Genomic DNA, 25,847 nt, shown 5'->3' with positions numbered 1-25,847 from the left:
CCGCGCCTCATTTCAATTCGATGATCGTCACGCCATGTCCACCTTCACCTTGACCGCCTAAGCGATGCGTTTTGACATGACGGTTGCCACGTAGATATTCTTGTACTCCTTGACGCATTGCTCCTGTCCCAAGACCATGAATGACACGAATCTGTTCGTAGTTGGATAACAATGCCTGATCCATGAACCGGTCGAGTTTCGCCAGCCCTTCCTCAACGCGGACACCACGTAAGTCCAGTTCGGCTGAAGCAGCGGATTGTTTCGTAATGCTTGTTCCACCGGAGCGTTTTTTAGTTTTCGAAGCCGTTTTCGCTTCCCCGACTTTGGCGAGATCCCCCGGCTTCACGTTTACTTTCATGATCCCGACTTGAACCGTATACTCACCATTCGAATTTTGATTGATGATATATCCTTTCTGGTTGAACGTCGTCACTTTTACTTCTTCACCTTTTGCAAATACCGGAGCCTGATTCGTTTTTGCTTTGACCTTGGCAATCCGTTGATCTTGTAAGGAAGGTTTCGCTTGTTCCAGTTGTTTACGGGCTTCAATCAGTTCGTGTTCTTTGACAGCTCCCGCGTCACGTAATTCTTTCAGACGTTTGATGACAGCTTCCGCTTCTTTTTGCGCCCGTTCGACTGCACGCGTCGCCTTTTCTTCTGCTTTGGCCAGGATTTCATTTTTTTCTTGATGAATCTCTGCTTGTTCCCGCTCGAATTCTTCCCGTTCTTCGACTAATCGTTGTTGCTCCTGCAACAATTCCCGCTCTAAGGATTCAGCACGTTGTTTTGCTTCCTCGAGTCGTCCGATCATCGTTTCAACAGACTGGGCGTCCGTTCCGACTTGATCGCGGGCCGCATCAATGACACGGTCCTCTAACCCAAGTCGCTTCGAAATTTCAAAGGCATTCGAACGTCCCGGTACACCAATCAGCAAGCGATACGTCGGACTGAGCGACTCGACATCAAACTCCATCGAGGCATTAACAACGCCTTCCCGGTTGTAACCGTACGCTTTCAGCTCCGAATAGTGAGTCGTCGCAGCGACACGTGCCCCGCGTCGTTTCACTTCATCTAAGATGGCAATCGCAAGTGCCGCCCCTTCGGTCGGATCGGTTCCGGCTCCGAGCTCATCAAACAGGACAAGACTCATAAAATCAATTTTCCCCATCATCGAAACAATGTTCGTCATGTGGGAACTGAATGTCGAGAGATTTTGTTCGATGGACTGTTCGTCCCCGATATCCGCATAAATCGCGTCAAAAACACTCAACTCTGTCTCATCCGCTGCCGGCACGTATAAACCGGATTGGACCATCAATTGCAGTAAGCCGATTGTTTTCAGCGTGACGGTTTTCCCGCCGGTATTCGGTCCCGTGATGACAAGTGACGTAAACTCACCGCCGAGCGAGACCGTGATCGGTACGACTTCATCATCCGGAATGAACGGGTGCCGTGCTTCTTTCAGGACGATATGCCGATTTTCATTTAATTTTGGTTCGACGGCACGAATCGTGTGTCCATATAAGGCTTTTGCCATGATGAAATCAAGTTCTGCCAAGACGTCGACGTTAATTCGAAGTGAATCACCAACCGAGCCGACCAGCGCTGAAAGTTGAGCTAAAATCCGTTCGATTTCCGCTCGTTCTTTAAGGCGGGCTTCCTGAATTTCATTGTTGGCGGCAACGACTGCTTGCGGCTCAATGAACAACGTCGCACCGGATGCCGATTGGTCGTGGACGATTCCGCCGAAAGCTTGACGGTACTCTTGTTTGACCGGTACACAATAACGATCATTCCGCATCGTGACGATGGCGTCGGATAACATCTTCGACTTACTGCGTAATACGCCGTCGATTTTCGAGCGGACCTGCCCTTCGAGGGAGCGTAATTGACTCCGTAAAGACCGAAGTTTATCGCTTGCCGAGTCTTGAACAGTTCCTTGATCATCAATGGCGTGACGAATCCCTTGTTCGATTTCCACCAGTTTCGTAATCTGCTCGATCCGGCTATCAAGTGCCGGTAATCGGAGATCCGGATGATCTTCATGCAACCGTTCCTGGAAGGCTTTCACTTGACGTCCGGAATAGACGACGTCGGCAACTGCCAACAATTCACTGGTCGAGAGGACCGAGCCGATTTCCGCCCGTTTTACCTCACTGCGGACATCCGTCAGTCCACCAAACGGGTAACGGTCGCGCAACCGGTAGACTGTCGTCGCTTCTGTCGTCAAAGCAAGCAACGATTTCACATGTTCGAAATCTTCCGCCGGCTCCATCTTCCGCACAAATTGAGCCCCCAGTGAACTGGCTGTTTGTTTTGCGAGTAGTTCTTTTAATTTATCATATTCTAATACACGTAGTGCATTGGCATTCATTTACTTCACTCCTAAACGTTTTCGATCAAAAAAAGCACGCGCTTCTTTTGCAGTCCACGTATTAATGACATCGGATGGCTCCAAATATGCTTTACGTGCATGCAGGACACCAAGTTTCATATCTTCTAACATTTCCGGACGATGGGTATCGGTATTGATCATGATTTTAACCCCTGCCGCCTTCGCTTTTGCAAGGGACGAGGCGGTTAAATCAAATCGTCCGGGATTAGCGTTCATCTCCAGTGCCGTCCCGGTTTCAGCCGCCAACTCGACGAGTCGATCGATGTTGACTGCATATCCATCCCGGCGTCCGATAATGCGTCCGGTCGGATGGGCAATCAAAGAGACATACGGATTGCGGCAGGCATTTTCAAGCCGTTGCATGATTTCCTCTTCCGTCTGATCAAACTTCGAATGGATCGAAGCGATGACGTAATCCATTTCTTTTAAGAAGTCATCCTCATAATCCAGTGATCCGTCCGGTAAAATATCCATCTCAACGCCGCATAAAATCGTCATTTCCGGATGTTTTTTGCGTACCGCTTCAATTTCCACACGCTGTTTCCGCAATCGTTCTTCCGTCAATCCATTGACGAATTTCATATATTTACTGTGATCGGTAATCGCCATCCAGGAATATCCCCGCGCCGCACAGGCATCGACGAGTTCATCGACAGACAACGTACCGTCCGACCATGTCGTGTGCATATGGACATCCGCTTTGATATCCGCCTCTTGAATCAACTTGTCTAAATCTGCTTCGAACTCCAGACGACCTGCTCGCAACTCCGGTGGGATGAACGGCAAATCATAACGGGCGAACAGCTCCTGTTCCGTTTTTGGCTGGAACAGACCGTCCTTGGTTTCGACACCATACTCCGAGATGCTTTCACCGCGTTCTTTCGCCAGTTGTCGCATCCGGACGTTATGATCTTTTGAGCCCGTAAAGTGATGTAACGTCGAAGCAAATGCCAAGTCGTCTACTAATCGGAAATCAACTGCAATGTACGCATCATCGCGCTTCAAAACAATCGAGACCTTCGTTTCACCGGCAGCAATGATTTCATCGATTTGTTCAATTTCAAGCAATTGTGCCTTCACTTCTTTTGGTTGATCTGTCGAGATGATGAAATCAAGATCCTTACAGGTCTCTTCCGCACGCCGGAAACTACCCCCGACTTCAAAACGGATAATTTGATCGATCCCGGCTAACGTCCGCTCCAGCTCACTGACACTTTTACGCATGACACCGTACGGTAATCGTTCCGGCCGTGTCTCGAACGTTTCCAGTGCCTTACTGTATTTTTCGACGGTCTTTTTCCCGAAGCCCGGCATTGCTTCCACTGTACCATCCGCCAGTTTCTCAGCGAAGGAATCTGCATCAATGACACCGACTTCATGCAGTTTCGCGAGTTTCTTCCCGCCAAGTCCCGGAATCTTCAATAAGGCGATCAATCCTTCCGGCACCTGTTGCTCCAGTTCTGTCAACGCTGTACTCGTTCCGGTTTCACGAAATTCTTCAAGGACCGTCGCCGTACCTTTACCGATTCCTTTCATCGCTGTAAAGTCTTCAATTGCCATGAAATCCAGTTCTGCCGCTTCAAGCAGACTCGCTGCCTTTCGAAACGCATTGATTTTAAACGGATTTTCCCCCTTCACTTCGAGATAAACTGAAATTCGTTCCAAATGTCGAATCGCATCTTGTGTCGTCCGCATGTTCAATTCTCCCCTCAAAAAAAGCTCCCATTCAACGGGAGCACGTTATTTTATCAAACCGACTTTTTGCATCAACCAATCTGCAAGCACTGGTGTATGTTGAATCATGAACGAGGCTAAACTCGAATTTGCAATGGCATCCTGAATCGACTGAACCGGCGCGAAGGCGGCCAAGAATAAAATCAGGAAGATGAAAATATACATCTCGATGAATCCGAAGACTCCACCCAAGAGACCTTTTACCTGCTTGAGAACCGGAATATTCGTCAGCGAATCAAACATCGCAATGATGATCGATAACACGATTTTCGTCACAAAAAACAAGACGATGAACCAAAAGGCTTTGTAAAACACTTCATCCAAACCGACTGAACTCGGGATGGAAAACATCGTCAAATCAATTCCGGCATCATCTAGCGTCGATGGATAGGGAATCCATAACTTGAACTTCTCGGCCAGTTCATCGTAAAACGATAAAGCGACGATAAACGAGATAATCAAGCTTAATAAATGACCTATCTGTAACACTGCACCCCGACGGACGCCCGTCATCGTACCTAAAGCTAAAAACAATAAGATAACAAGAGAAATCATGTTTAAAGTTCACCCAAATTCTTTTTGATTTTGACATAATCACTACCGATATTGAGAGCTGCCAAGACAGCAATTTGTCGAACGTCGAGTTGTGGTGCCTGGTCTCTGATTTCACGAATTTTTGTATCCACGAGGAGACCCACTTCGCGTACATGTTCAGGTGACTCCGTTCCGACAATCGTATAATCGTTTCCTGCAATATGAATCGTCGTCCGGTTCAACCCTTCTGAATCAGCCATTTTCCTGTCCTCCTCATACTTTGCTTCATACATATAGTACCATCATTTTTGAAATAGGAAAAGAAGTCCACCATCCGACTTAAGGATGGTATGCTTATTTCCGAAAGGGTGATTAAGCCATGGGAACAGTCGTTTTAAAGTTAACAAAAGAAAAACAAGACACCGTCATTTCAGATTTCGGACGTCATCAAGTCTCTCCTCCGCCGTATGCACGTTTCGCTGCCCGAACAACCGGATGTATTTTGACCGTCTATAATTCAGGTAAAGTCATGTTTCAAGGACAAGAAGCAGAAACAGTCGCTGCCCGGTATGGCTCTCCTGTTACAAAAAAAGCAGCTTCGACGGCAAGCGGCTCTTTACCTGAAGGATTTGCCAATTGGTCGGTTGTCGGCAGTGATGAAGTCGGAAAAGGTGACTTTTTTGGTCCATTAGTCGTCGTTGCTGCTTATGTCGACAGCACGAAAATCAAACTGGTCCGCGAGCTCGGGGTCCGTGACTCTAAAAATGTCTCTGATCCGGAAATCCGAACGATTGCGCGTGATCTGCATGCTGTCATTCCTTATGAATATCGTATCCTTCATAATCCGGATTACAATCAAATGCAACGGACGATGACACAAGGCAAAATGACCGCCCTGCTTCATAATGCGGCGCTTAATGGATTACTCGCTCAACTGGAAGAACCGCCGCAAGCCATTTTAATTGATCAATTCGCTGAAAAGGCCACCTATTACAAACATCTTTCCGGAGAAACAAAACAAGTCAAAGACAATGTCTATTTTTCAACGAAAGCAGAAGGGTTACATGTCGCTGTCGCTGCAGCTTCTATCCTAGCACGGGCCATCTTCTTAAAAGAGATGGACAAATTGAGCCGACAGACCGGCATAGAGATTCCGAAAGGAGCCGGTGCTAAAGTCGACCAGGTCGCTGCTTCCCTCTTGTTAAAATACGGACCAGAACGCTTACACGAATGGACAAAATATCATTTTGCCAATACGAAAAAAGCAGAAGCTTTAGCTGAGAAAAGAAACCGACCATAATCAAAAATGGTCGGTTTTTCACATGGCAGACTCTTGACCAGATAATCGAATCAGTTCATCCGTTAAAATCTTGATTTCATCGAACGGAACATGTTCCGTCCCAATCTGTTCAAACCGTTCATGTCCTTTACCGACGATGACCATCCGCTTTCCGGCCAATGCAATCTTTGCCGCAATCTGAAGTGCTTCTTTTCGTGACTCATGACACGTAATGATTTTCCGGGGAGCGATGTCACTCAGAAGCTCTTTAATGATTTGCTGCGGATTTTCCCGCCTCGGGTCATGAACCGTCACGATGATTCCATCACAATACTGACTGGCAATACGTCCCATCACTGCTCGTTTGGAACGATCCCGTTCACCGGCTGCACTCAATACCAGATATAACGGTTCATCCGGAAGAGATAATGCTTTCAGACATTTTTCCAGCCCGTCCGGTGTATGTGCATAATCAATATACACTTCACACCCCTCGAACGGAATCCGTTCCAAACGTCCTTTGGGCAAACGAAGTTCCGGTATGTGTCGAATCAATTGATACATATTGACTTCACCTGCCTGCATCAGTCCGATCGCCGCCGCAAGATTCGCCGCATTGAAGTCCCCAAGAAGAAAGACCGGAACCTCAGTCACCGTCCCCTCAATCCGGACACTGACTGTTTCTTCTTTCCATTCCACCGTGATGGGTGCTGCCGACAAGGCATTTGTCGCATACCAGGTGACAGGTACCCCTTCCGCTGCTCTCGCCATGACCTGACTCGCTGGATCGACTTCATTAAGAATGACTGCTTTACCACCGCCCGTTGCGACTTGTTTAAACAACAAGGCTTTTGCCTCCGCATATTCTTCCATCGAGGCATGATAGTCGAGATGATCATGGGTCAGGTTCGTAAACGCCGCTGCATAAAACTGTACTCCTTCGACGCGACCTTCCATTAAAGCATGGGAAGAAACTTCGAGTATACAATCCGTGACCCCCTGCTCGACCATTTGATGTAACAGACGATGCAAAATGATGGCTTCCGGTGTCGTATTCGGTGTATCAATCATCTCTCCGTCAATCATCGCACCAATCGTACTGATCATCCCTGCCTTATGCCCGGCAGCACGGAATAAATCATAGGTCAATTTTGTTGTCGTCGTTTTTCCGTTCGTACCTGTTATTCCATAAACCCGCATTTTTTGACTCGGATGGTCGTAAAACAAATCCGCCACTTGTCCTGCAGCATGTTTTGTATCCTGTAATATGACGACCGGAACGGCTAATCCATGTAATGGTTCTTCCGCTAAAATCGCAACGGCTCCGTTTGCAACGGCCGCTTCGGCATACTGGTGACCATCAACGGTATAGCCTCGTACACAAATAAACAGACTCCCATTTGTCACTTCTCGCGAGTCTGTCGCGATACTCGTGATAGAGGGATTTTCTTCACATGTAAGTTGGAATGGAGCAATCAATTCTGACAGATGTTTATATGGATGATTCATGATGTATGTTCTCTCCTCCTAAGTTTAAGCGAACGGTGACATTGTTCAGACCGGTTTTGCCGCTAAAAAATACAGGTCATCTCATCTCCAGTTAAACTTCAGGTGATGATGGTAAAAATAAGTTAAGTAATGAAAGAGTATATCTCCGAATTTTTAACATGTATTGTTAATCAGAATTAATGCTATCATTCGACGAATTCAGCCCAATATCGAAGAACAGCTCTCTTTTCGTAAAATTACCCTATTTCCGGCAAGCTGTAACGTTTTATTTTTTAACAGCCGATCATTTTGGCTTTTAAAAATTCCAAACCCTTCATTTAATACGCTTAACTAATCTTTTCCCCCCCACCCTCTGATTGATGGAAGACGACCACTCGAATCAACTGCCAGTTGCATCAATTATCTCCATGTTAGCCGTCCTTTCCGTTTCCTTCAGAAAAATCACTTGTCATCGTGTCATCGATTCGGTATACTCCTTTAAGTTAACTAGTTAACTTAAAGGAGTTTTTTATATGAACACATTTCAAGAAGATTTGTTAGGACAATTATCCAAAGTAGCACGCCTTGCCAAACGTGATATCGATGCGGCCCTTCTCCCTTTTTCGTTACACACCGGACAATGGGGGTTAATCAAAGCGGTCGCCATTCTCGAACCTGTTTCGCAAGTTGCCTTATCTAAATACTTAGTCATTGAAAAACCAGCTGTCACAAAGACCGTTGCGCGTCTCGAAGAGTTGGGCTATATCACGCGAACGGGTTCTGGTCGTAAACGCCTGATTACTTTAACCCCTTCCGCCCGTCACACTTATCGTGAAATCGATCAAGCCGTCCAGGCGGCTCATCGTGCATTTCTGCAAGCTGTTTCAGTCGACGACCAAACCATCATTGCAGCAGTCATGACACAATTACTGGCAACACACCGTCCGGATGAACAGGAGGATTCCCTTTGAAAAACCGTTTATTTCATCGTCATTACGTACTGACTTTATTGATTAACCTGTTGTTGTTCATTACATTTTATCTACTCAATGCTTCCCTTCCGTTACTTGCCGCTAAACAATTTGATGTTTCACAAGCTGCACTGGGCTGGGTCGTCACCAGCTTCATTTTAGCAACTGTCTGTTCCCGACCATTAATTGGTCATTGGCTTGATCGCCACGATGTCAAACGGATGTTGCTGATTTCAGCAGTATTGTTCACAACGATGAGTGTTTTGTATCTGTTGGTTCTTCCTCTGAATTCTTTTTTATATCTCATCATCGTCCGTATTTTTCATGGTTTTAGTTTCGGGATGTTGTCTTCATCCATCAGCTTGGCCGTAACGACACTCATTCCGAAAACCCGCCAAGGTGAAGGCATGGGGTACTTTGTTTTATCCATGAATCTCGCATCCGTTCTCGGACCGGTCATTGGACTCAGTTTGATTCAACACGATGCCTTTTTCCTTTATTTCATCACGGTCGCATTGCTTGCATTCGTTTCACTCGTTCTGATGATCCGTTTGCCGTTGACGAGTCAACATGTACCGAATACGCGGGTATTCCGGCTTCATCAATCACTTTTCCTATCTCGTCCGTTATTATTACTTGCAACTGTTTTGGCCGGTGTCGCAATCTCCAGTACAGCGGCTTTTATTTCGCTGTATACAGATTCGATTGGTCATATTTCCTACGCCTCTTACTTTTATGCCCTCGTCGCCCTTGGCATGGTGGCAATCCGTCCGCTTGCCGGCAGATGGTTTGACCAAAAAGGACCAGGTTTCGTTTTATTTCCTTCTTACCTGCTTTATGGTGTCGGTTTTATTCTTTTAGGAGTTTTCCCTTCGTTACCCGGGTTACTTTTGGCTGCACTCATCATCGGAATCGGATCGGCTTCGATTTTCCCAGGACTCCAGACGGTGATGCTGACCTATGCCGCACCACACCAAAAAGGGAAAGCCATTTCCACCTTTTTCTTGGCTTACGACAGCGGGTTTGGTCTCGGCGCATTACTACTGTCGGGTCTTGCAGCCAAAATCGGCTACTCGAATATGTTTTTATTTTGCAGTGCCATCGTCCTCACAAGTGGTTTCATCTACTTTATTTTCAACCGACGAAATGAACCGCCGCATGAGCAAGAACTTGCTTCATGATTTTCTGTATGTATCAAAAGGGAGCTGGATGTAGATTCATCCAGCTCCCTTTTTCGGGTAATCATTTACTTTTGAGTACATGTTGAACGTTGTGTTATGGGATTAAGAACGTAACTCGGCTTCGAACGATGATTGAAGAGCTTCGATTACTTGTTGGTGCGCTGTCGCGACTTCTTCATCGACGAGTGTCCGTTCTTTATTCTGATACCGTAACGAGAACGCAAACGACTTTTGATCGGCTCCGACGTTATCACCGGTATACACATCAAACAGTTCCACTTGTTTCAACAGAGGACCTGCCGCTTGCACGATGACGGCTTCGACTTCACTCGCAGATACTTCACGCTTCAGCACAACCGCGACGTCACGTGTCATCGATGGGAAACGTGAAATTTCTTGGTAGACACGAGCTTCTTTTGAGTGCAATGCCATCACATCGAGTTCGAAGACATATACTTCCTTCAGACCGTATTCTTCTTTCGATAATCCAGGATGAACTTGTCCGACAAATCCAATTGCTTCACCGTCAAGGAAGATCCGTGCCGTCCGGCCCGGGTGCATCGATTGCATGGCTGCAGCTTCATACGTTAAGGAGACATCGAGTGCCTCGGCGAGCGTCTCGACGATTCCTTTCATGACGAAGAAATCTGCTTTGACATGCGTCCCGTGCACACGGTGTTGCTCTGCCAGCCCCACCATGATACCTGCCACCATTTCGTGTTCGAGCGGCAAGGTTTCAAGCGAAGCATCACGTTGCAGATAAACACTTCCGAGTTCATAGTAGGCAAGGTCTGCATGTTGTCGCGCCGCATTGTGTTGTGCGACTTCAAGCAACCCCGGAATCAACGAGGTCCGGAGTGTCGAACGGGCTTCGCTGATCGGCATCGCTAATTTAACCGGATGCAAATCCTGTTGTTCATTGAATTGCATCGCGCGTTGCTCACTCGTCAAGGAGTACGTGATGGCTTGTGAAAGACCTGCGCCTTGAAGAAGGTGACGGATTTTACGGCGGTGCTGGTTACGTTTAGGTAAGAAACCGCGACTCGCTTCCCGTGGTAGGCTTGACGTCAACGCATCATATCCGTAAAGACGGGCGACCTCTTCCGCTAAATCAGCCGGAATCATTAAATCTTGCCGACGTGTCGGTACACTGACTGTCAATGCATCTGCTGACAACTCGACTTCAAGACCAAGACGTTCGAGCAAATCTTTCATGACAGTTCCTTCGATCTCCATACCAAGACGGTGGTTAATATACGAGACACTGCCTTCAATCAGATGATCCTCCAGTTGAAGTGTACCGGCTTGGGCTGTTCCGGATAATACCGTGCCTCCTGCAAGTTCCGCAATCAGCATTGCAGCCCGATCAAGTGCCAACATGACACGACGCGGGTCGACACCTTTCTCAAAACGCGAGCTCGAATCAGAACGAAGACCTAACACGCGGCTTGTTTTCCGTACGGATGCCGGTGCAAAGTAAGCAGATTCGAGGATAATCGAAGTCGTCGTTGTATCAACTTCCGTGTTCGCTCCCCCCATGACACCGGCAAGTGCTACCGGACGTTCGCCGTCTGTAATGACGAGCATTGACGGATCAAGTGTCCGTTCAACTTCATCTAATGTCTGGAATGTTTCATCGGCTTTTGCTTGGCGCACGATGATTTGTTGTCCTAATTTTTTTGCATCAAAAGCATGCAACGGTTGTCCCGTCTCCAGTAAGACGAAGTTCGTGATATCAACGACATTGTTAATGGGACGGATTCCATTCGCGATCAGACGGTTTTTTAGCCATAATGGCGATTCACCGATTGTAATATCACGAATTTCCCGGGCCGCATAAAACGTACAGGCTTCCGAATCCAGTTGAACGGTTACTTCAGTCGATGCCGTTCCTTCTGGTACTTCCACGTTCGGGAAGACAGGTGTCGAATTCAAGATTCCGGCGACTTCGTGTGCCACGCCGTACATACTCAAACAATCCGAACGGTTCGGCGTCAATCCGAGTTCCAATACCTCATCATGCAGACCAAGTAATTCAAGGACATCCTGCCCTGGTGTCACGTGTTCACGGAATGTATGAATACCATCCTGTTCATCTTCACGGATATACTTTTTCTCAAATCCAAGTTCTTCAAGCGAACAAATCATTCCTTCTGAAACAACACCACGCAGTTTAGCACGTTTGATTTTAATGCCAGGCAGACGGGCTCCGACACGGGCGACGATGACATCTTGTCCGGCATCGACGTTCGGTGCACCACAAACGATTTGAACCGGCTCTTCTTGCCCGATATCGACCGTCGTGACGTTTAATTTATCGGCTTCCGGGTGTTTTTCTTTCGTCAGAACACGGCCAACAACGATATTACTTAAGTCAGCATCCCGCACCTCGACAGATTCGACTTCAATCCCGCTTTTCGTAATCAAGTCAGCTAATTCCTGACCTGTCTTCTGACGAACATCAACAAATTCCTGTAACCATTGTTTTGAGACTAACATCTGTTTTCCCCCTTAAAACTGTTCGCTGAAGCGAACGTCATTCGTATAGAAGTGGCGAATATCATCAACACCATATTTCAACATGGCGATTCGTTCAATCCCCATTCCGAAGGCGAAGCCAGACATTTTCGTACTGTCATATTCCGCCATTTCAAGCACGTGCGGATGAACCATACCTGCTCCTAAAATTTCAATCCAGCCTGTCTGTTTACAGATGTTGCAGCCTTTACCGCCACATTTAAAACAGGACACATCGACTTCGACCGATGGTTCAGTGAACGGGAAGAAGCTTGGACGTAAACGAATTTCACGTGCTTCACCGAACATTTGTTTAACGAATGCTTCAAGTGTTCCTTTTAAGTCTGCCATTGAAATCTCTTCGCCGACGACCAAACCTTCGACTTGCATGAATTGGTGCGAGTGCGTCGCATCATCTTCATCCCGGCGATAGACTTTTCCGGGACAAAGAATCCGGATCGGTTCTCCTTTTGAAGCGAGCATCGTCCGTGCTTGAACCGGTGACGTATGCGTCCGCATCAAGATTTCGTCCGTAATGTAAAACGAATCCTGCATATCACGGGCCGGATGATCTTTCGGCAAATTCAACATCTCGAAGTTGAACAAGTCCTGCTCGACTTCCGGACCTTCAGCAATCGTATAACCAAGTCCGACGAAGATATCTTCGATTTCATCCGTCACTTGTTGCAGTAAATGTGCTTGTCCGACCTGTTTCGGACGACCCGGAAGTGTTACATCAATCGCTTCGAGTGCTAATTTCGCATCCATTTCCTGTTGTTTAACATCGACAAGGCGTTGTTCGAGTTCTGTTTGAATCACACCGCGGACGGCATTCGCGATTTCTCCAACGACCGGTCGTTCTTCTGCCGAAAGTTTTCCCATTCCCCGGAGAACTTCTGTAATCGGTCCCTTTTTACCAAGATATTTCACCCGGACATCGTTTAATTCTTTTTGTGTACTTGCCTGTTTGACCAGTTGCAGCGCTTCATCACGTAATGCTTCTAATTGTTCACGCATATTCCTCACTCCTTTTCCAAATAAAAAAGTCGTCCCTCCGGCAAAATGCCGAAGGGACGACTCAATTTAATCGTGGTACCACCCTTGTTCGACCTGAATTTCTCAAGTCCTCAAGTGGCGCGGTAACGGGCGCCTCCCGTCACGATCTCTCGTGCGACTCCGGAGTGAATTCAGCTAGCAGACTCGTAAAGAAGCTCCCAGTCTAAGGCTTCCTCTCCCTGATCGAATCGTTTTCTAACCTACTCTGTTCCATCGTTGTCTAGGTAAATATGATGCTGTAATTCACTTTAGCATGAACGTTCCCCGGATTCAATCGGCCGGAGCAAAATGATACAGTAAAATACCCGCGGCAACTGCTGCATTTAAGGACTCTGCTTTTCCGCGAATCGGGATGTATGCCCGACCATCACACTGATTAAGCAGTTCTGGAGCCACACCTTGCGCTTCGTTTCCGATAATCAATCCGATGGCACCCAGGTTCTCGACATCCGTGTATGGTTGAGCTCCACGTAAGTCAGTCCCTAAAATGAAGACACCCAGTTCGTGTAAGTCTTGAACGGCTTCTTCAAGTGACATCATGATGACCGGTAAGTGGAAGATGGATCCTTGTGTCGCCCGGAGGACTTTACTGTTGTAGACATCAACCGTTCCGTGTCCGATGATCACTCCATCGAATCCGGCAGCATCTGCTGTCCGAATCATTGTACCGACATTACCCGGATCCTGAAGACGGTCGAGTAAAAGATAACGGCCGCGTTCCAAGCGTTCAGTCTGCTGTTTCATCTCACAGACAGCAAAAATCCCTTGTGTCGTTTCTGTTTCAGAAAGTACTTTTGCGACAGATTCATCAATCGTGATCAAATCAGCGGCATTCTTTTTCCACGAACCCGGTACTTGGACATCTTCGCGCACGATTAACTCTTTAATGATTCCGGCACGAACGGCTTCTTCGACTAAATGTTCCCCTTCAATCAGAAAACGTTTTGTTTGCAGACGTCCTTTTTTAGTCAGTAATTTTTTCCATTGTTTAACGATTTCGTTTTTTGCGGATGAAATGTGTTTCATAGTTTACCCCTCGTAAATCGCTTGGACCGTCTCTGCATCTAAACGTTTTGTGACCGCGACGATCAAGTCGACGGCTGCTTCAAAATCTGCTTTATGCATGATTGAAACATTTGTATGCAGGTAGCGGATCGGAACAGTCAGTGCAAGTGAAGGAACACCTGTATGCGACAGATGGAATTTCGCTGCATCTGTTCCACCACCCGGTGTCAGATCCAATTGATATTTAATGTTTTCTTCTTTAGCAACAGTTGTGACAAAATCAATCAATCCACGGTGTGCAATCATTGTGGCATCAAACAGGATGACTTGAACGCCTTCTCCGAGTTTCGACAACGCTTCACGGTCCGTCATACCCGGTGTGTCGCCAGGAATTCCTGTATCGACTGCAAACGCAATCGTCGGCCGAAGCAGATTTGCAATCGTTTGGGCACCACGTAAGCCGACTTCTTCCTGCACGGTAGCACCGGCAAAAATCGTATTTGGATGTCCCTCTTCTTTTAAGCGTTTGATCGCTTCGATTGCAATGGCGCAACCCACACGGTTATCCCACGCTTTTGCCATTAAGAAATTTTCATTTTTCATCACAGTAAATTCGCAATGCGGAACAACCGTATCTCCCGGTCGGATTCCCCAACCCTCGACTTCTTCTTTCGAAGTAGCCCCGATATCGATGAACATATCTTTGATATCGACTGGTTTATTGCGCGCTTCCGGTGGTAAAACATGAGGTGGTTTCGCACCAATCACACCTGGAATGACTTCGCCAGATGACGTGACAATATTCATACGCTGTGCAAGAAGAACCTGACCCCACCATCCACCGAGTGGTTGGAAGCGTAGGAATCCTTTTTCATCAATCTTCGTGACCATGAATCCGACCTCGTCCATATGCCCGGCAATCAAAATCCGCGGTGCATCTTCTCCCGCTCCTTGACGTTCGGCAAACAAACTGCCCAATCCATCTTGATGGAAGTTTTCTGCATGCGGTTCGAGATATTCGCGCATTAATTGACGTACTTCTTTCTCATTTCCGGGAACACCCGTTGCATCCGTAAGACGTTTCAGCATATGTAATTGTTCATTCATCTGATTTCCTCCTCAGTAACCGTTGTCTTGGCGAACGTGATTCGCCTCGTTTTTTGCGACATAAGCTTTGAAAATCATTTCTTGTGTAAATCCAAGTGTAGCACCTAATGCGAGATAAGCACCAATCAGAACATCATAACTTTGTTCTGTCCGTGAAATCGCAAACACGTTTGTCTTATTATAGACATCTAAAAACGCGTCTGTCGCCGTCAGGTAATAATCACCTTCGACAAATTCGTTTTTACGATAATCTAAAGAGAGTCCTAAAGAAAGTAGAAAATGGACACCATCCACATACTCTTCGAGAATCGTGACTTGAGCCGATGGTCCTTTTGTCGACCAGAATTTAAAACAACGCGTTTCATTCGCAAGCTCACCAAGCTCCACTAATAGCGCCAGCAAACGTTCATCAAATTGATTTCCCGTCAAATTATGTTCTGACTGAATCCGTTTATCCAATTGTTCCTGCATTTCAAAAAGTGTCAACCAGTCCATCTTAATTCTCCTTTTAATCTAAAAAAATTGCCTCAGCCCATAAAATGCGCTTTTTTATTTTACCATGAATCCAAAAAAAACGCCGGAGAATTAAATTCCCCGACGAATTGTAGAACTTAAGCGTTCAATTTTGCTTTTGCTGTGTCAGCAAGTGAAGCAAATGCAGTTGCATCTGTAACTGCGAGGTCAGCGAGCATCTTACGGTTAACGTCGATACCTGCTAATTTAAGACCATGCATCATGCGGCTGTAAGAAAGACCGTTGATACGTGCAGCCGCATTGATCCGAGTGATCCAGAGGCGACGGAAGTCACGTTTCTTTTGACGACGGTCACGGTAAGCATACATGAGAGATTTCATGACCTGCTGTTTTGCAACCTTGAAGAGTGTATGTTTCGAGCCGTAATAGCCCTTAGCTAATTTGAGTTGTTTTTTACGACGTTGACGAGTCGTATATCCGCCTTTTACGCGTGGCATATAAATTCCCTCCTAAATCTGTGTACGATTGGGTAAATTACTTAGCGATCATGTGACGGATACGTTTAAAGTCACCCGATGATACCATGCTAGCTTTACGTAATTTACGTTTCGCTTTAGTTGATTTGTTACCGAATAAGTGGCTTGTGTAAGCACGACCACGTTTCAATTTACCAGAAGCAGTACGTTTGAAACGCTTAGAAGCACCGCGGTGCGATTTCATTTTAGGCATGAGAGATTCCCTCCTACTTCGATTCGATTAGTCTTCTTTCTTTGGAGCAAGCACTAGGAACATGCTGCGTCCTTCCATCTTCGGTCTCTGTTCAATGACACCGAACTCGCTTAATTCTGTAGCGAGACGTTCGAGGACACGTCTACCGATTTCTGAGTGAGTGATGGCACGTCCGCGGAAACGAATGCTCGCTTTCACTTTGTTACCATTCTCCAAGAATTTCTTCGCATTACGGAACTTCGTTTGGAAGTCATTCTCCTCGATTGTCGGGCTGAGACGGACTTCTTTCATCTGAATCACTTTCTGATTCTTCCGAGTTTCTTTGTCCTTTTTTTGTAACTCAAAACGGTATTTACCGTAGTCCATGATTTTACATACTGGCGGCGTCGCTTGTGGTGCGACCATGACGAGGTCAAGGTCAGCTTCCTCAGCTAAACGTAACGCTTCTGTACGCGACTGGACTCCAAGTTGAGCACCATCCGCTCCGATAAGACGAACTTCTCGAGCGCGAATGCCTTCATTGATTAACAGATCTTTGCTAATGGTTAGCACCTCCATCGTGCAGAGCACGAAAAATGAATGATATAAAACGCTATAAAAAAAGCGTCGGCAGTTTTTCCCGCCCACACTCATAAAGTATACAATAGTCAGAGAACACTCTACTATCACATATCATCATGATGGACCAGCATAGATTGCTATACGTGGTGAGAAGCGGGATGCTTCTGCTTTGTTGTCATTTCACTTTGCTATCATAGCACTTGTTTTCCCTCGATGTCAAGCCGCTATATCTGTTCAGTTAGAACGTTGCTCAGATACTTGATTATAATAGCAATCCTGTCTCGTTTTAGCAAGAAGTTTCTAAGTTTGTTCGCATGGGTAAATACAGAAAGTCAGAAAAAGTTTTCAGAATATGCAGAGCATTATTCTTTATTTAGAATAATTATTGTTTTATAATCAATGTAATCTTATACATAAGGGGGAGTTATTTAATGAGTGAAAAACGATTAACCACAAATCAGGGTGTCCCAATCGGTGACAATCAGAATTCGCGCACGGCAGGTCGCAGAGGTCCAACATTACTCGAAGACTATCAACTGATTGAGAAAATGGCCCACTTCGACCGGGAACGTGTTCCGGAACGTGTCGTTCACGCCCGCGGTTTTGGTGCACATGGCGTCTTCACAGTGAAAAACTCGATGAAGAAGTATACAAAAGCTGCGTTCCTTCAAAACGAAGGTACGGAGGTTCCTGTATTCGCTCGTTTCTCAACCGTTATTCACGGCACACATTCTCCTGAAACATTACGCGATCCACGCGGCTTCTCGGTTAAGTTCTATACAGAAGAAGGAAACTGGGATTTCGTCGGTAATAACTTACCGGTCTTCTTCATTCGCGATGCGATGAAGTTCCCGGATATGGTCCACTCGCTAAAACCGGATCCACGTACGAATATTCAAGATCCGGACCGCTACTGGGACTTCATGACATTACGTCCGGAATCGACAAACATGTTGATGCACCTCTTTACAGATGAGGGTATTCCGGCAAGCTACCGTAAAATGCGCGGTTCATCCGTCCATGCTTTTAAGTGGGTGAATGCACACGGAAATACGGTTTATGTCAAATTGCGTTGGGTGCCGAAAGTCGGTGTCCATAACCTGACGGCGGACGAAGCGACAGAAATTCAAGGAAAAGATTTCAATCATGCTTCAAACGATACGTTCCAAGCAATCGAAGACGGAGAATTCCCAGAGTGGGATCTGTTCGTCCAAGTTCTTGACCCGTCAGATGTCGACAATTTTGACTTTGATCCGCTCGATGCAACAAAAGATTGGTTCGAAGATGTCATCCCGTTCCAACATGTCGGTACAATGGTCTTAAACAAAAACGTCGATAACTATTTTGCTGAAACAGAGTCAGTTGGCTTTAACCCGGGTGTGTTGATTCCAGGCATGTTGCCTTCTGAAGATAAGTTGCTTCAAGGACGCCTCTTCTCGTATTCAGATACGCAACGTTACCGTATCGGAACGAACTACCAACAGTTGCCGATCAACTGTCCGTTCGCCCAAGTTAACAACTATCAACGTGATGGTGCGATGCCGGTCGGACAACAAACAAGTCCGGTCAACTATGAACCAAACCGTTATCAGGATGAACCGAAACAGACACCGGAATACACGGAAGAAAATCAACCGTTGTATGATGATATCCACGGTCGTCTCGAAATCGAAAAAACAAACAACTTCGGTCAAGCCGGTGAAGTATACCGTCGCATGACAGAAGAAGAACAAATGGCCCTCCTGAACAATTTAGTGGATGACTTAAAACAAGTCCGCCATGAGAATACCGTCTTGCTTGCCATCTGTAACTTCTACCGCGCGGATGAGTCGCTTGGTCAAAAATTATCAAAAGCGTTACAAGTCGATATCCAACCGTTCTTACAACAAATGCAAAAATAATATATCCATAAAAAAAGTCTATTCCGTAAAGGAATAGGCTTTTTTTATGGAATAAAATTAAAGCGTTCCGATGTTTCAGCGGAAAAGACACCTAACTTGGAAAACAAAACGACTTGATTTACTGTTGCTTGCTTTACTTCGTTTTGACGAAAGCTCAGTTTTTCTTTATCCGTAAACCGATTGTACAGCGGCTTGAATCCATAATTGACGTGTGGCTGAAATTGAATGGCCCGATCAATCTTTTCCAGTCGATTCTGTTTGATGCTGCCACCGACTACTCCTCGTCCCAAAATAGCAATCGCTTTCCCATCTGGCCGGTGAACGTTTCGAATCGTATTGTATTGAATGACCGGTTGGTTCCAGTTCATCATTGAAATCGCATGATCTTTCGTCCCGTCAATTACGTTATTTAAAATACGGACCGCCGTATGCGGACGGTCTTGAGAGTATTGGTGTGTGCCGATTGCGACATTAACATTGGTAAAGTCGTTATTTCGAATCGTGATGTCATGATTCGGTGTCCGGTCTTGCGCCGACCATTTCCATTGAAATCCTTTCGTGACCGGATCCGGTGTATCCAGATTAATGGATTCATTCGGACCTGTCCCGGCAATCATCTTCGCATCGACAAAATGCATGTTTTCAATGAGTGCCGTTTTTGTCGCATCCAGTTCAATCGCATGCGATCCTTGTTGATGACGGATCGTGATTCCCCCGAGATACAGATTTTCATTATGTGCGATGGCAAAAGCCGAGCCGCGCGGAAAATAATTTAAATCGATTTGAGCACTTCCCCGTCCGATGATTTTGATATTTTTGGATCCACTGTATGTTCCGACCGTTGTATGTAACCGTAAAACAGAGGGCGGTACTAAATCAAAGATACTTGTTGTTGCTTGAAGCTTTGGCGTCCCGGTCTCCTTCGTCTTCTTGATGATGACACCATCCTCTAAAATGATGGTCGTATTGGAAGGAACCCCGACACGTAACGGGGAAAGATACACGCCTTTTGACAAGACTAGCGTTCCTCCGCCTTCCGCCTCGATTTTTTCGAGATACGACCGAAGTGTGTAATGATTTCTAGTTTGGGCATTGTATGTCGAATACGCGCGAAGTACAGGATCAACCGGTTCTGTCTGTGGTGTAATCCGATAACTTTTCATACTGATTGCGTGTTCTGTGTCAGGTAAAAGCAGAAATACTAAGGCAAGGCATACTCCAAGCATCGTTCTTGTTTTCATTCCCTCATCCCCTTCTCTGTTCCTATTATCGGTATTCGAGCATAGAATCTGTAGGACAAAAAAAGAGGGCAGCTGTGAGCCACCCTCTTATCGCTATTACTAAATCCTTATTTTGAACGGTTTGCGATTTCTTGTTCCAAGTCACTGACGAACTGTTCCAGTGATGCGTTGCTTGAATCTTTTGAACCGTAGCGGCGGATATTGACTTCACGCGCTTCGATTTCTTTATCACCCAGAACGAGCATGACCGGTACTTTGTTGACTTGCGCTTCCCGAATCCGGTAACCGAGTTTTTCATCCCGGAAATCTGTCTCGACACGAATCCCTTTTTTCAAGAGCATCGTTTTGATTTCACGTGCGTAGTCTTCATGTACGCTTGAGACTGGAATCAACTTCACTTGAACTGGCGCGAGCCACGTCGGGAACGCTCCTTTGTACTCTTCGATCAAGTACGCGACGAATCGTTCCATTGTCGAGACGACACCACGGTGTAAGACGACAGGACGATGATCTTGTCCGTCGTTTCCTTTATACGTCAGCTCAAAGCGTTCAGGCAAGAGGAAGTCGAGTTGGACGGTCGACAGCGTTTCATCTTTACCGAGCGCTGTGCGGACCTGCACGTCAAGCTTCGGTCCGTAGAATGCGGCTTCGCCCTCTGCTTCGAAGTACGGCAGTTCGAGCTCATCCATCGTTTCTTTTAACTCACGTTGCGCCATTTCCCAAATCGCATCGTTGTCGAAGTATTTTTCTTTATCGGCCGGATCCCGGTACGACAGACGGAACTTGTAGTCTGTGATGCCGAAGTCGGCATATACTTCCTGAATCAAGTGGACGATTGCTTTGAACTCTTCCTTCATTTGGTCCGGACGAACAAACGTATGTCCATCATTGAGGACCATGTAACGGACACGCTGAAGACCTGTTAACGCACCAGACATCTCATACCGGTGCATACCGCCGAGTTCTGCAACGCGGAGCGGTAAGTCACGGTACGACCGCGGTTCATTTTTATAAATCATCATATGGTGCGGACAGTTCATCGGACGGAGAACCAACTCTTCATTGTCCATCTCCATTTTCGGGAACATATCATCTTGATAGTGATCCCAGTGTCCTGATGTTTTGTACAATTCAACCGAACCAAGAACCGGTGTATAGACGTGCTCGTAGCCGAGTTCCAGTTCTTTATCGACGATATAACGCTCGACCGTCCGGCGGATGGCCGCCCCTTTTGGTAACCACATCGGCAGACCTTGTCCGACATCTTGGGATGTGAAGAACAAGTCGAGTTCTTTCCCGAGTTTCCGGTGATCGCGTTCTTTGGCTTCCGCCAAGAAGTGCAGGTGTTGTTTTAACTGATCTTTGTTTGCCCATGCTGTTCCGTAAATCCGTTGCAGCATCTTGTTTTTTGAATCACCGCGCCAGTAAGCACCGGCGATGCTCATCAGTTTGAAGACTTGGAGTTTCGCTGTTGCCGGTACATGCGGTCCGCGGCATAAGTCGAAGAACTCGCCTTGACGGTAGAACGTTAAATCCTGATCGGCAGGAATCGATTCAATCAATTCGATTTTGAGCGGATCATTTAATTCCTGATAAACAGCTAATGCTTCATCGCGTGAAACGACTTCCCGTTCGATCGGTAAGTTTTCACCGGCAATCTTATTCATCATCTTTTCGATTTCCGGCAGGTCTTCCTCTGTCAGACGGCGCTCCATATCGATATCGTAATAAAACCCGTTTTCGATCGTCGGTCCAATTCCGAGATGGATTGTTTCGTCCGGGTACAGGCGTTTAATCGCCTGTGCCATTAAGTGGGCAGATGAGTGACGGATTAAATCCAGTCCTTCTTCCGAATCCGGCATGACGAGTTCGATCGAACCATCTTCCTCAATCGGACGACGGTAATCGATGACTTGTCCGTTTAATTTCGCGGCAAACGCTTTTTTCCGTAATCCCGGGCTGATTGAAGCGGCAACTTCTTCAGCTGTCGTTCCGGCTGTAAATTCCTTTACTGCACCATCTGGAAATGTAAGAGCAATGTTTGACATGACTGCTTCCCCCTATAAATTAAAATAAAAAAGACCCATCCCTCTAAAAGGGACGAGTCTCAATCTCGTGGTACCACCCTCGTTCCCGAACATGTTTCCATGCACCGGCTCGAACACGCGATAACGGGCGTGACACGCAAGCGGATTAGCCCCGCTCGAGCTATGAGGGAGTAAAGAAATGACGGATTCCATGAGAAGCTTTCACCATCCTTCTCTCGCTTGTCTGGTCCTGTTCATTTTTCATGTCCTCAATCGTAGCTGACATCTATACAGATTGTGTCCTTAGTATAGCGAAAGTCGAACTTCTTTGACAAGAGAAATTAATACCGGCGTCGGTTTTCACCTAAAAACTCAACGGGATTCGTCGTCGTCCGGATCCGTTCCATCAGACGCATCGCTTTTAGTTTATCTCCCTGGTCATTCGTAATCCCGAAATGCAACTCCAGTTCGTCATACGACAGGTTGGAACTGAACAGGGTCGGCAGACGGTGCATCATCCGGTATTGCAGGATGATGCCGAATAATTCATCGCGGACCCACGGACTGATTGACTCCGCTCCGATATCGTCAATCAACAAAACCGGCACGGTTTGAAAACTTTCCAAAAACGTATCGAAACTGTCCGACCGGATCCGCCGCTTCGCTTCCGAGACGAAACCCGGTGCATGAACCAAGATTGTCGCAACCCGTTCCTTTTTTAATGCATTACCAATCGCTGCGAGCAAATACGTTTTCCCGACGCCAAAACTGCCGTGCAGGTACAATCCTTTGACTTGTTGTTTTGAACGGACTGTATTTAAAAACTGTGAAGCTGCACGTAAAGCGAGCTTTCGGTCCGTCGTCGTCAAATCAAAGTCACTGAAGTTCGCATCCCGGACTTCATCCGGTAAGAACAGACTTTTAAATTTCTTTTCGAGGGCTCGCTCGTTCTCACGGTCGCGTAACGCTTGGGTTTTTTCATAAGCAACCATGATCTGGCCTTTTTCTAAGTGCAGGACAGGTTGATAGCCTTCAATGACGGCTTTCTTTTCAATGATTTGATTTCCGTTCATCTGTTCCGCATACTCGTTTAGTTTCAGCATGCCCCGTTCAATCATCCGTTGATCGATTTCAGGATGCGTCCGCAAAAACATGATGACTCCCGGATGTGACAAGACACGCTGATGAATGGCTCGAACCGATTCTGCCACGTCCGGACGGTTTAAAATCTTTTCAATCGATGATTGGATATGTTCCATCTCACTACTCCTTTATTTGCCTTTGAGTTCCCGCAGAATCCGTTCCATTTCTTCATCATCCGGCACCTCAGCTTCAAAACTGGCTTTTTTCGTCGCTTCATACTGCTGTTGTTTTTCTTTTTCTTCCTGCAACCATTTCGGATTCGGTCCGGTCGCATTGGAACGACCTCTTCGTCCTCCGACGGTCTGCCGTGAACGCTCTTGTTTCTGATCCTGCTTTTTCGAAATTAGTTCGTCTTGTTCTTTTGTTTTCGCCAATGCTTCGGCTGCCGTGACATATCCTTTTTGTTTCCAGTCATCGACGATCGAGAGAAGGAAATTTTTACTGAACCGGTTATCCTTTTTAATGACCAACGCATAATAATAAGCTGCGTTGACGATTCCGGACGACATCTCATAGTCGATGATCAATTGCTGAATCAACTCTTCATCACGCTCCGACAGTGCTTTGACTTTTCTTAGCTTCGCAACGTAATGCTTCGGATGCGTTCCTTCCATCGTCTCGGTTTCGCTCAGCTCCCCGACCTCTACTTCTTCGAGAACGGCAACCTTGGCTTTCTTTTCCCGGCTGAGTTTCTGTTTTGCAGACAGCATCATCTGTTTACACCGTTCTTGCTTTTCACTGTCCGTCATCGGCAAGTACGCTTCGTGACGGAAACGGGCGTTCAGGAGTTCTGCCATGAGGGCTTCATTCGATTGTGTGACGTACGCCAGTTTCAACAATAGATGGTCAATCGATTTCGTATAAAAACTGCGTGGCAAGAAGCGATCGGTTTGGCGTTTCATTTCTTCAAGGTCAAACGAATAATCAAATTCATAGGCTGCCCGTTCCTGTTTCGCATAGGATTTCGGCTGATGCGCGGAGGCGAGTCCTGCCTTGACGTCAAATACTTGATCAAACCGGACGGTCCGGTCGACGACGTTTTTCGGTAGCGGATCGGTCCGGAACCGATTCTGTAAGGCACGGAAACGAATTTCGCCGACGCGGTAGAACAGTAAGCTTGACAGCACCCCATCGTTTAAGAATGTATTCGGTGCTAACGGGACACGGATTTGATAAACATACCGGTAAGCGGCCTGTTTCGCTTCAAAGGTCCGGATCAAACCAATCCCCTCAAGCTTAAACAGTTCTTCTTTGAATTCATCGACTGAAAATCCGAGCAGCGTCCCGAGTTCGGCATGCGAGATGTATTGCGATTTCGTCTTACCGGGAATCATCTCACTCCAAAACGTTTGGTACAGACCAAGCGCCTTTACACCGATGATTGGCTGATACAGATAGTAGAGGGACTGATACGCCTCCCGGTCGACGACGCCATTACTCATGATCAAGCAGAGATCGGTCCCTGACAATTCACGTTCCATCATTGTGCTTCATCCCTTCTTTCGTGAGAAAAAGAGAGGGCGTTCTGAACAGTCAGACGACCTCTCCTTCATTAGGTTTGATTTTCCCGTTCAGTGTCTTGATGACGTTCCATCAATTCGGATAATTCCTGAAAAAAGACATTGATGTCTTTAAATTGCTTATAGACACTGGCAAACCGGACATACGCCACTTCATCGACAGAAGCGAGTTCATTCAGCACGAGTCGTCCGACCTGTTCGCTCGGAATTTCATGTTGTGCCGTTGCTCGTAGTGTTTTTTCAACCCGGCTGACGACTGTTTCCAGTTGTTCAATGGAAATCGGGCGTTTTTCACATGCTCGGACTAATCCACGCAAGATTTTGTCCCGATTGAATTCGTCACGTGTTCCATCTTTTTTGACGATGATGAGAGGAGTTTGTTCCACCATCTCAAATGTCGTAAAACGATAGCCACATGATTCACATTCCCGACGTCTGCGAATCGAACCAAAATCTTGCACGGGTCTCGAATCTAATACTTTTGTCCCGTTATAGTTGCAGGCTGGACAACGCATGTCGTACCTCCATTCACGTAATTTCTTTCGTACCGATCATTTTTAAACGATACGTCGAATCAAGCCCCTGATAAATGGACTCAATCCATTTTTCAAGATCGGGACCAAGCATCCCGTCGCGGTGCAGGAACAAATCAACAGCCGTACGGCCGGACCCCACCATGATGACAGTTGCCAGACCATCTAAACCCGGTGCACTAAACGCAAGTTCTCCGCGCCCCTGATCGATCCGCTTAACTGTTCCCTGTTGTTTCGTTACTGTCGCCTCCAACCCCGTAAATAGCATCTCTACGGTCGCTGCATAGTAATGGGTCCGTAACTTTTCGTTTTTATGTGTATCTGACGTTTCCATTTGTTTTTGTAACCGTTCTTTCAGTCCCATTCCCTGATCACCCTTTTTCTGTTTTCTTCTACTATTAAGAATAACAGACGTCAGACATATTAAAAAGCCCTCGCCATAAGACGAGGG

The 25,847-nt window shown here is 46.5% G+C and carries 23 protein-coding genes; 4 read left to right on the top strand and 19 right to left on the bottom strand.

Annotation, left to right across the window (positions count from 1 at the left end; all coding sequences use genetic code 11):
• Positions 1 to 7: 7 nt before the first annotated feature.
• Genes DVG79_RS02195 through zapA form a run of 4 tightly spaced genes read right to left on the bottom strand, consistent with a single transcriptional unit; the run spans position 8 to position 4,923 of the window.
• Complete coding sequence (locus DVG79_RS02195; protein ID WP_114595279.1) at positions 8 to 2,374, bottom strand: endonuclease MutS2; 2,367 nt, start codon at positions 2,372 to 2,374, stop codon at positions 8 to 10.
• The gene (gene polX / locus DVG79_RS02190; RefSeq protein WP_114595278.1) at positions 2,375 to 4,090 is read right to left on the bottom strand and encodes a DNA polymerase/3'-5' exonuclease PolX; all 1,716 of its coding nucleotides are present in this window, start codon (positions 4,088 to 4,090) and stop codon (positions 2,375 to 2,377) included. It lies immediately after the preceding gene.
• Between the two features lie 45 nt (positions 4,091 to 4,135).
• Entirely contained in the window at positions 4,136 to 4,684 is a 549-nt protein-coding gene (locus tag DVG79_RS02185) for a CvpA family protein (protein WP_114595277.1), read from the bottom strand.
• A 2-nt stretch (positions 4,685 to 4,686) separates the two neighbouring features.
• A complete protein-coding gene (gene zapA, locus DVG79_RS02180; RefSeq protein ID WP_012371043.1) occupies positions 4,687 to 4,923 on the bottom strand; it encodes a cell division protein ZapA in 237 nt (78 codons plus the stop codon).
• A gap of 119 nt (positions 4,924 to 5,042) precedes the next feature.
• On the opposite strand from zapA, the gene rnhC reads away from it, so the two are divergent.
• On the top strand, positions 5,043 to 5,963 hold the full coding sequence (gene rnhC / locus DVG79_RS02175) for a ribonuclease HIII (protein ID WP_114595275.1): 921 nt from the start codon (positions 5,043 to 5,045) through the stop codon (positions 5,961 to 5,963).
• A gap of 18 nt (positions 5,964 to 5,981) precedes the next feature.
• Here rnhC and DVG79_RS02170 read toward each other — a convergent pair whose 3' ends face one another.
• Positions 5,982 to 7,451, bottom strand: a complete 1,470-nt coding sequence (locus DVG79_RS02170; RefSeq protein ID WP_114595274.1) for a UDP-N-acetylmuramoyl-L-alanyl-D-glutamate--2,6-diaminopimelate ligase — start codon at positions 7,449 to 7,451, stop codon at positions 5,982 to 5,984.
• 512 nt (positions 7,452 to 7,963) lie between these two features.
• Between DVG79_RS02170 and DVG79_RS02160 the strand changes: the two genes are divergently transcribed.
• Together DVG79_RS02160 and DVG79_RS02155 are read left to right on the top strand one after the other, a co-directional pair.
• A complete protein-coding gene (locus DVG79_RS02160) occupies positions 7,964 to 8,401 on the top strand; it encodes a MarR family winged helix-turn-helix transcriptional regulator (protein WP_114595273.1) in 438 nt (145 codons plus the stop codon).
• Entirely contained in the window at positions 8,398 to 9,582 is a 1,185-nt protein-coding gene (locus tag DVG79_RS02155; protein ID WP_114595272.1) for an MFS transporter, read from the top strand. The genes DVG79_RS02160 and DVG79_RS02155 overlap by 4 nt, the downstream gene beginning before the upstream one ends.
• A gap of 102 nt (positions 9,583 to 9,684) precedes the next feature.
• On the opposite strand, the gene pheT is transcribed toward DVG79_RS02155, so the two are convergent.
• The 8 genes from pheT to infC all read right to left on the bottom strand — a co-directional run bounded on the left by pheT (position 9,685) and on the right by infC (position 17,028).
• A complete protein-coding gene (gene pheT / locus DVG79_RS02150; protein WP_114595271.1) occupies positions 9,685 to 12,081 on the bottom strand; it encodes a phenylalanine--tRNA ligase subunit beta in 2,397 nt (798 codons plus the stop codon).
• Between the two features lie 12 nt (positions 12,082 to 12,093).
• Entirely contained in the window at positions 12,094 to 13,116 is a 1,023-nt protein-coding gene (gene pheS / locus DVG79_RS02145) for a phenylalanine--tRNA ligase subunit alpha (protein ID WP_026827762.1), read from the bottom strand.
• A 309-nt stretch (positions 13,117 to 13,425) separates the two neighbouring features.
• Positions 13,426 to 14,181 carry a TrmH family RNA methyltransferase gene (locus tag DVG79_RS02140; protein ID WP_114595270.1) on the bottom strand — a complete coding sequence of 252 codons (756 nt, stop codon included), beginning with the start codon at positions 14,179 to 14,181 and terminating at the stop codon, positions 13,426 to 13,428.
• 3 nt (positions 14,182 to 14,184) lie between these two features.
• Positions 14,185 to 15,267, bottom strand: a complete 1,083-nt coding sequence (locus DVG79_RS02135) for a M42 family metallopeptidase (protein ID WP_114595269.1) — start codon at positions 15,265 to 15,267, stop codon at positions 14,185 to 14,187.
• A 12-nt stretch (positions 15,268 to 15,279) separates the two neighbouring features.
• Positions 15,280 to 15,762, bottom strand: coding sequence for a dUTP diphosphatase (locus tag DVG79_RS02130; protein ID WP_014970974.1), 483 nt, complete (start codon positions 15,760 to 15,762; stop codon positions 15,280 to 15,282).
• A 116-nt stretch (positions 15,763 to 15,878) separates the two neighbouring features.
• Positions 15,879 to 16,238: a 50S ribosomal protein L20 gene (gene rplT, locus DVG79_RS02125; RefSeq protein ID WP_012371057.1), complete on the bottom strand. Its 360-nt coding sequence runs from the start codon at positions 16,236 to 16,238 to the stop codon at positions 15,879 to 15,881.
• A 37-nt stretch (positions 16,239 to 16,275) separates the two neighbouring features.
• Positions 16,276 to 16,470 (bottom strand): 50S ribosomal protein L35, encoded by a 195-nt coding sequence (gene rpmI, locus DVG79_RS02120; RefSeq protein ID WP_012371058.1) that lies wholly within the window; start codon positions 16,468 to 16,470, stop codon positions 16,276 to 16,278.
• A 27-nt stretch (positions 16,471 to 16,497) separates the two neighbouring features.
• On the bottom strand, positions 16,498 to 17,028 hold the full coding sequence (gene infC / locus DVG79_RS02115) for a translation initiation factor IF-3 (RefSeq protein WP_012371059.1): 531 nt from the start codon (positions 17,026 to 17,028) through the stop codon (positions 16,498 to 16,500).
• A gap of 434 nt (positions 17,029 to 17,462) precedes the next feature.
• Here infC and DVG79_RS02110 point away from each other — a divergent pair, with 434 nt between their 5' ends.
• Positions 17,463 to 18,932 (top strand): catalase, encoded by a 1,470-nt coding sequence (locus DVG79_RS02110; RefSeq protein ID WP_114595268.1) that lies wholly within the window; start codon positions 17,463 to 17,465, stop codon positions 18,930 to 18,932.
• Positions 18,933 to 18,976: 44 nt separating this feature from the next.
• On the opposite strand, the gene DVG79_RS02105 is transcribed toward DVG79_RS02110, so the two are convergent.
• From DVG79_RS02105 to DVG79_RS02080, 6 genes are all read right to left on the bottom strand, one after another.
• Positions 18,977 to 20,173 carry a glycoside hydrolase family protein gene (locus DVG79_RS02105; RefSeq protein ID WP_114595267.1) on the bottom strand — a complete coding sequence of 399 codons (1,197 nt, stop codon included), beginning with the start codon at positions 20,171 to 20,173 and terminating at the stop codon, positions 18,977 to 18,979.
• Between the two features lie 107 nt (positions 20,174 to 20,280).
• The gene (thrS, locus tag DVG79_RS02100) at positions 20,281 to 22,221 is read right to left on the bottom strand and encodes a threonine--tRNA ligase (protein ID WP_012371062.1); all 1,941 of its coding nucleotides are present in this window, start codon (positions 22,219 to 22,221) and stop codon (positions 20,281 to 20,283) included.
• A gap of 320 nt (positions 22,222 to 22,541) precedes the next feature.
• Entirely contained in the window at positions 22,542 to 23,459 is a 918-nt protein-coding gene (gene dnaI, locus DVG79_RS02095; protein WP_012371063.1) for a primosomal protein DnaI, read from the bottom strand.
• 12 nt (positions 23,460 to 23,471) lie between these two features.
• Complete coding sequence (locus DVG79_RS02090) at positions 23,472 to 24,827, bottom strand: replication initiation and membrane attachment family protein (RefSeq protein WP_026827756.1); 1,356 nt, start codon at positions 24,825 to 24,827, stop codon at positions 23,472 to 23,474.
• 68 nt (positions 24,828 to 24,895) lie between these two features.
• Entirely contained in the window at positions 24,896 to 25,378 is a 483-nt protein-coding gene (gene nrdR / locus DVG79_RS02085) for a transcriptional regulator NrdR (RefSeq protein ID WP_114595266.1), read from the bottom strand.
• A gap of 13 nt (positions 25,379 to 25,391) precedes the next feature.
• Entirely contained in the window at positions 25,392 to 25,760 is a 369-nt protein-coding gene (locus tag DVG79_RS02080; protein WP_114595265.1) for a hypothetical protein, read from the bottom strand.
• Positions 25,761 to 25,847 lie beyond the last annotated feature (87 nt).

It is taken from the genome of Exiguobacterium sp. RIT594 (genome assembly GCF_003339585.1).
Taxonomy (GTDB): Bacteria; Bacillota; Bacilli; order Exiguobacteriales; family Exiguobacteriaceae; genus Exiguobacterium_A.
The sequence above is the reverse complement of the archived record's forward strand: the minus strand, read 5'-3'. Positions and strand labels throughout refer to the sequence as shown.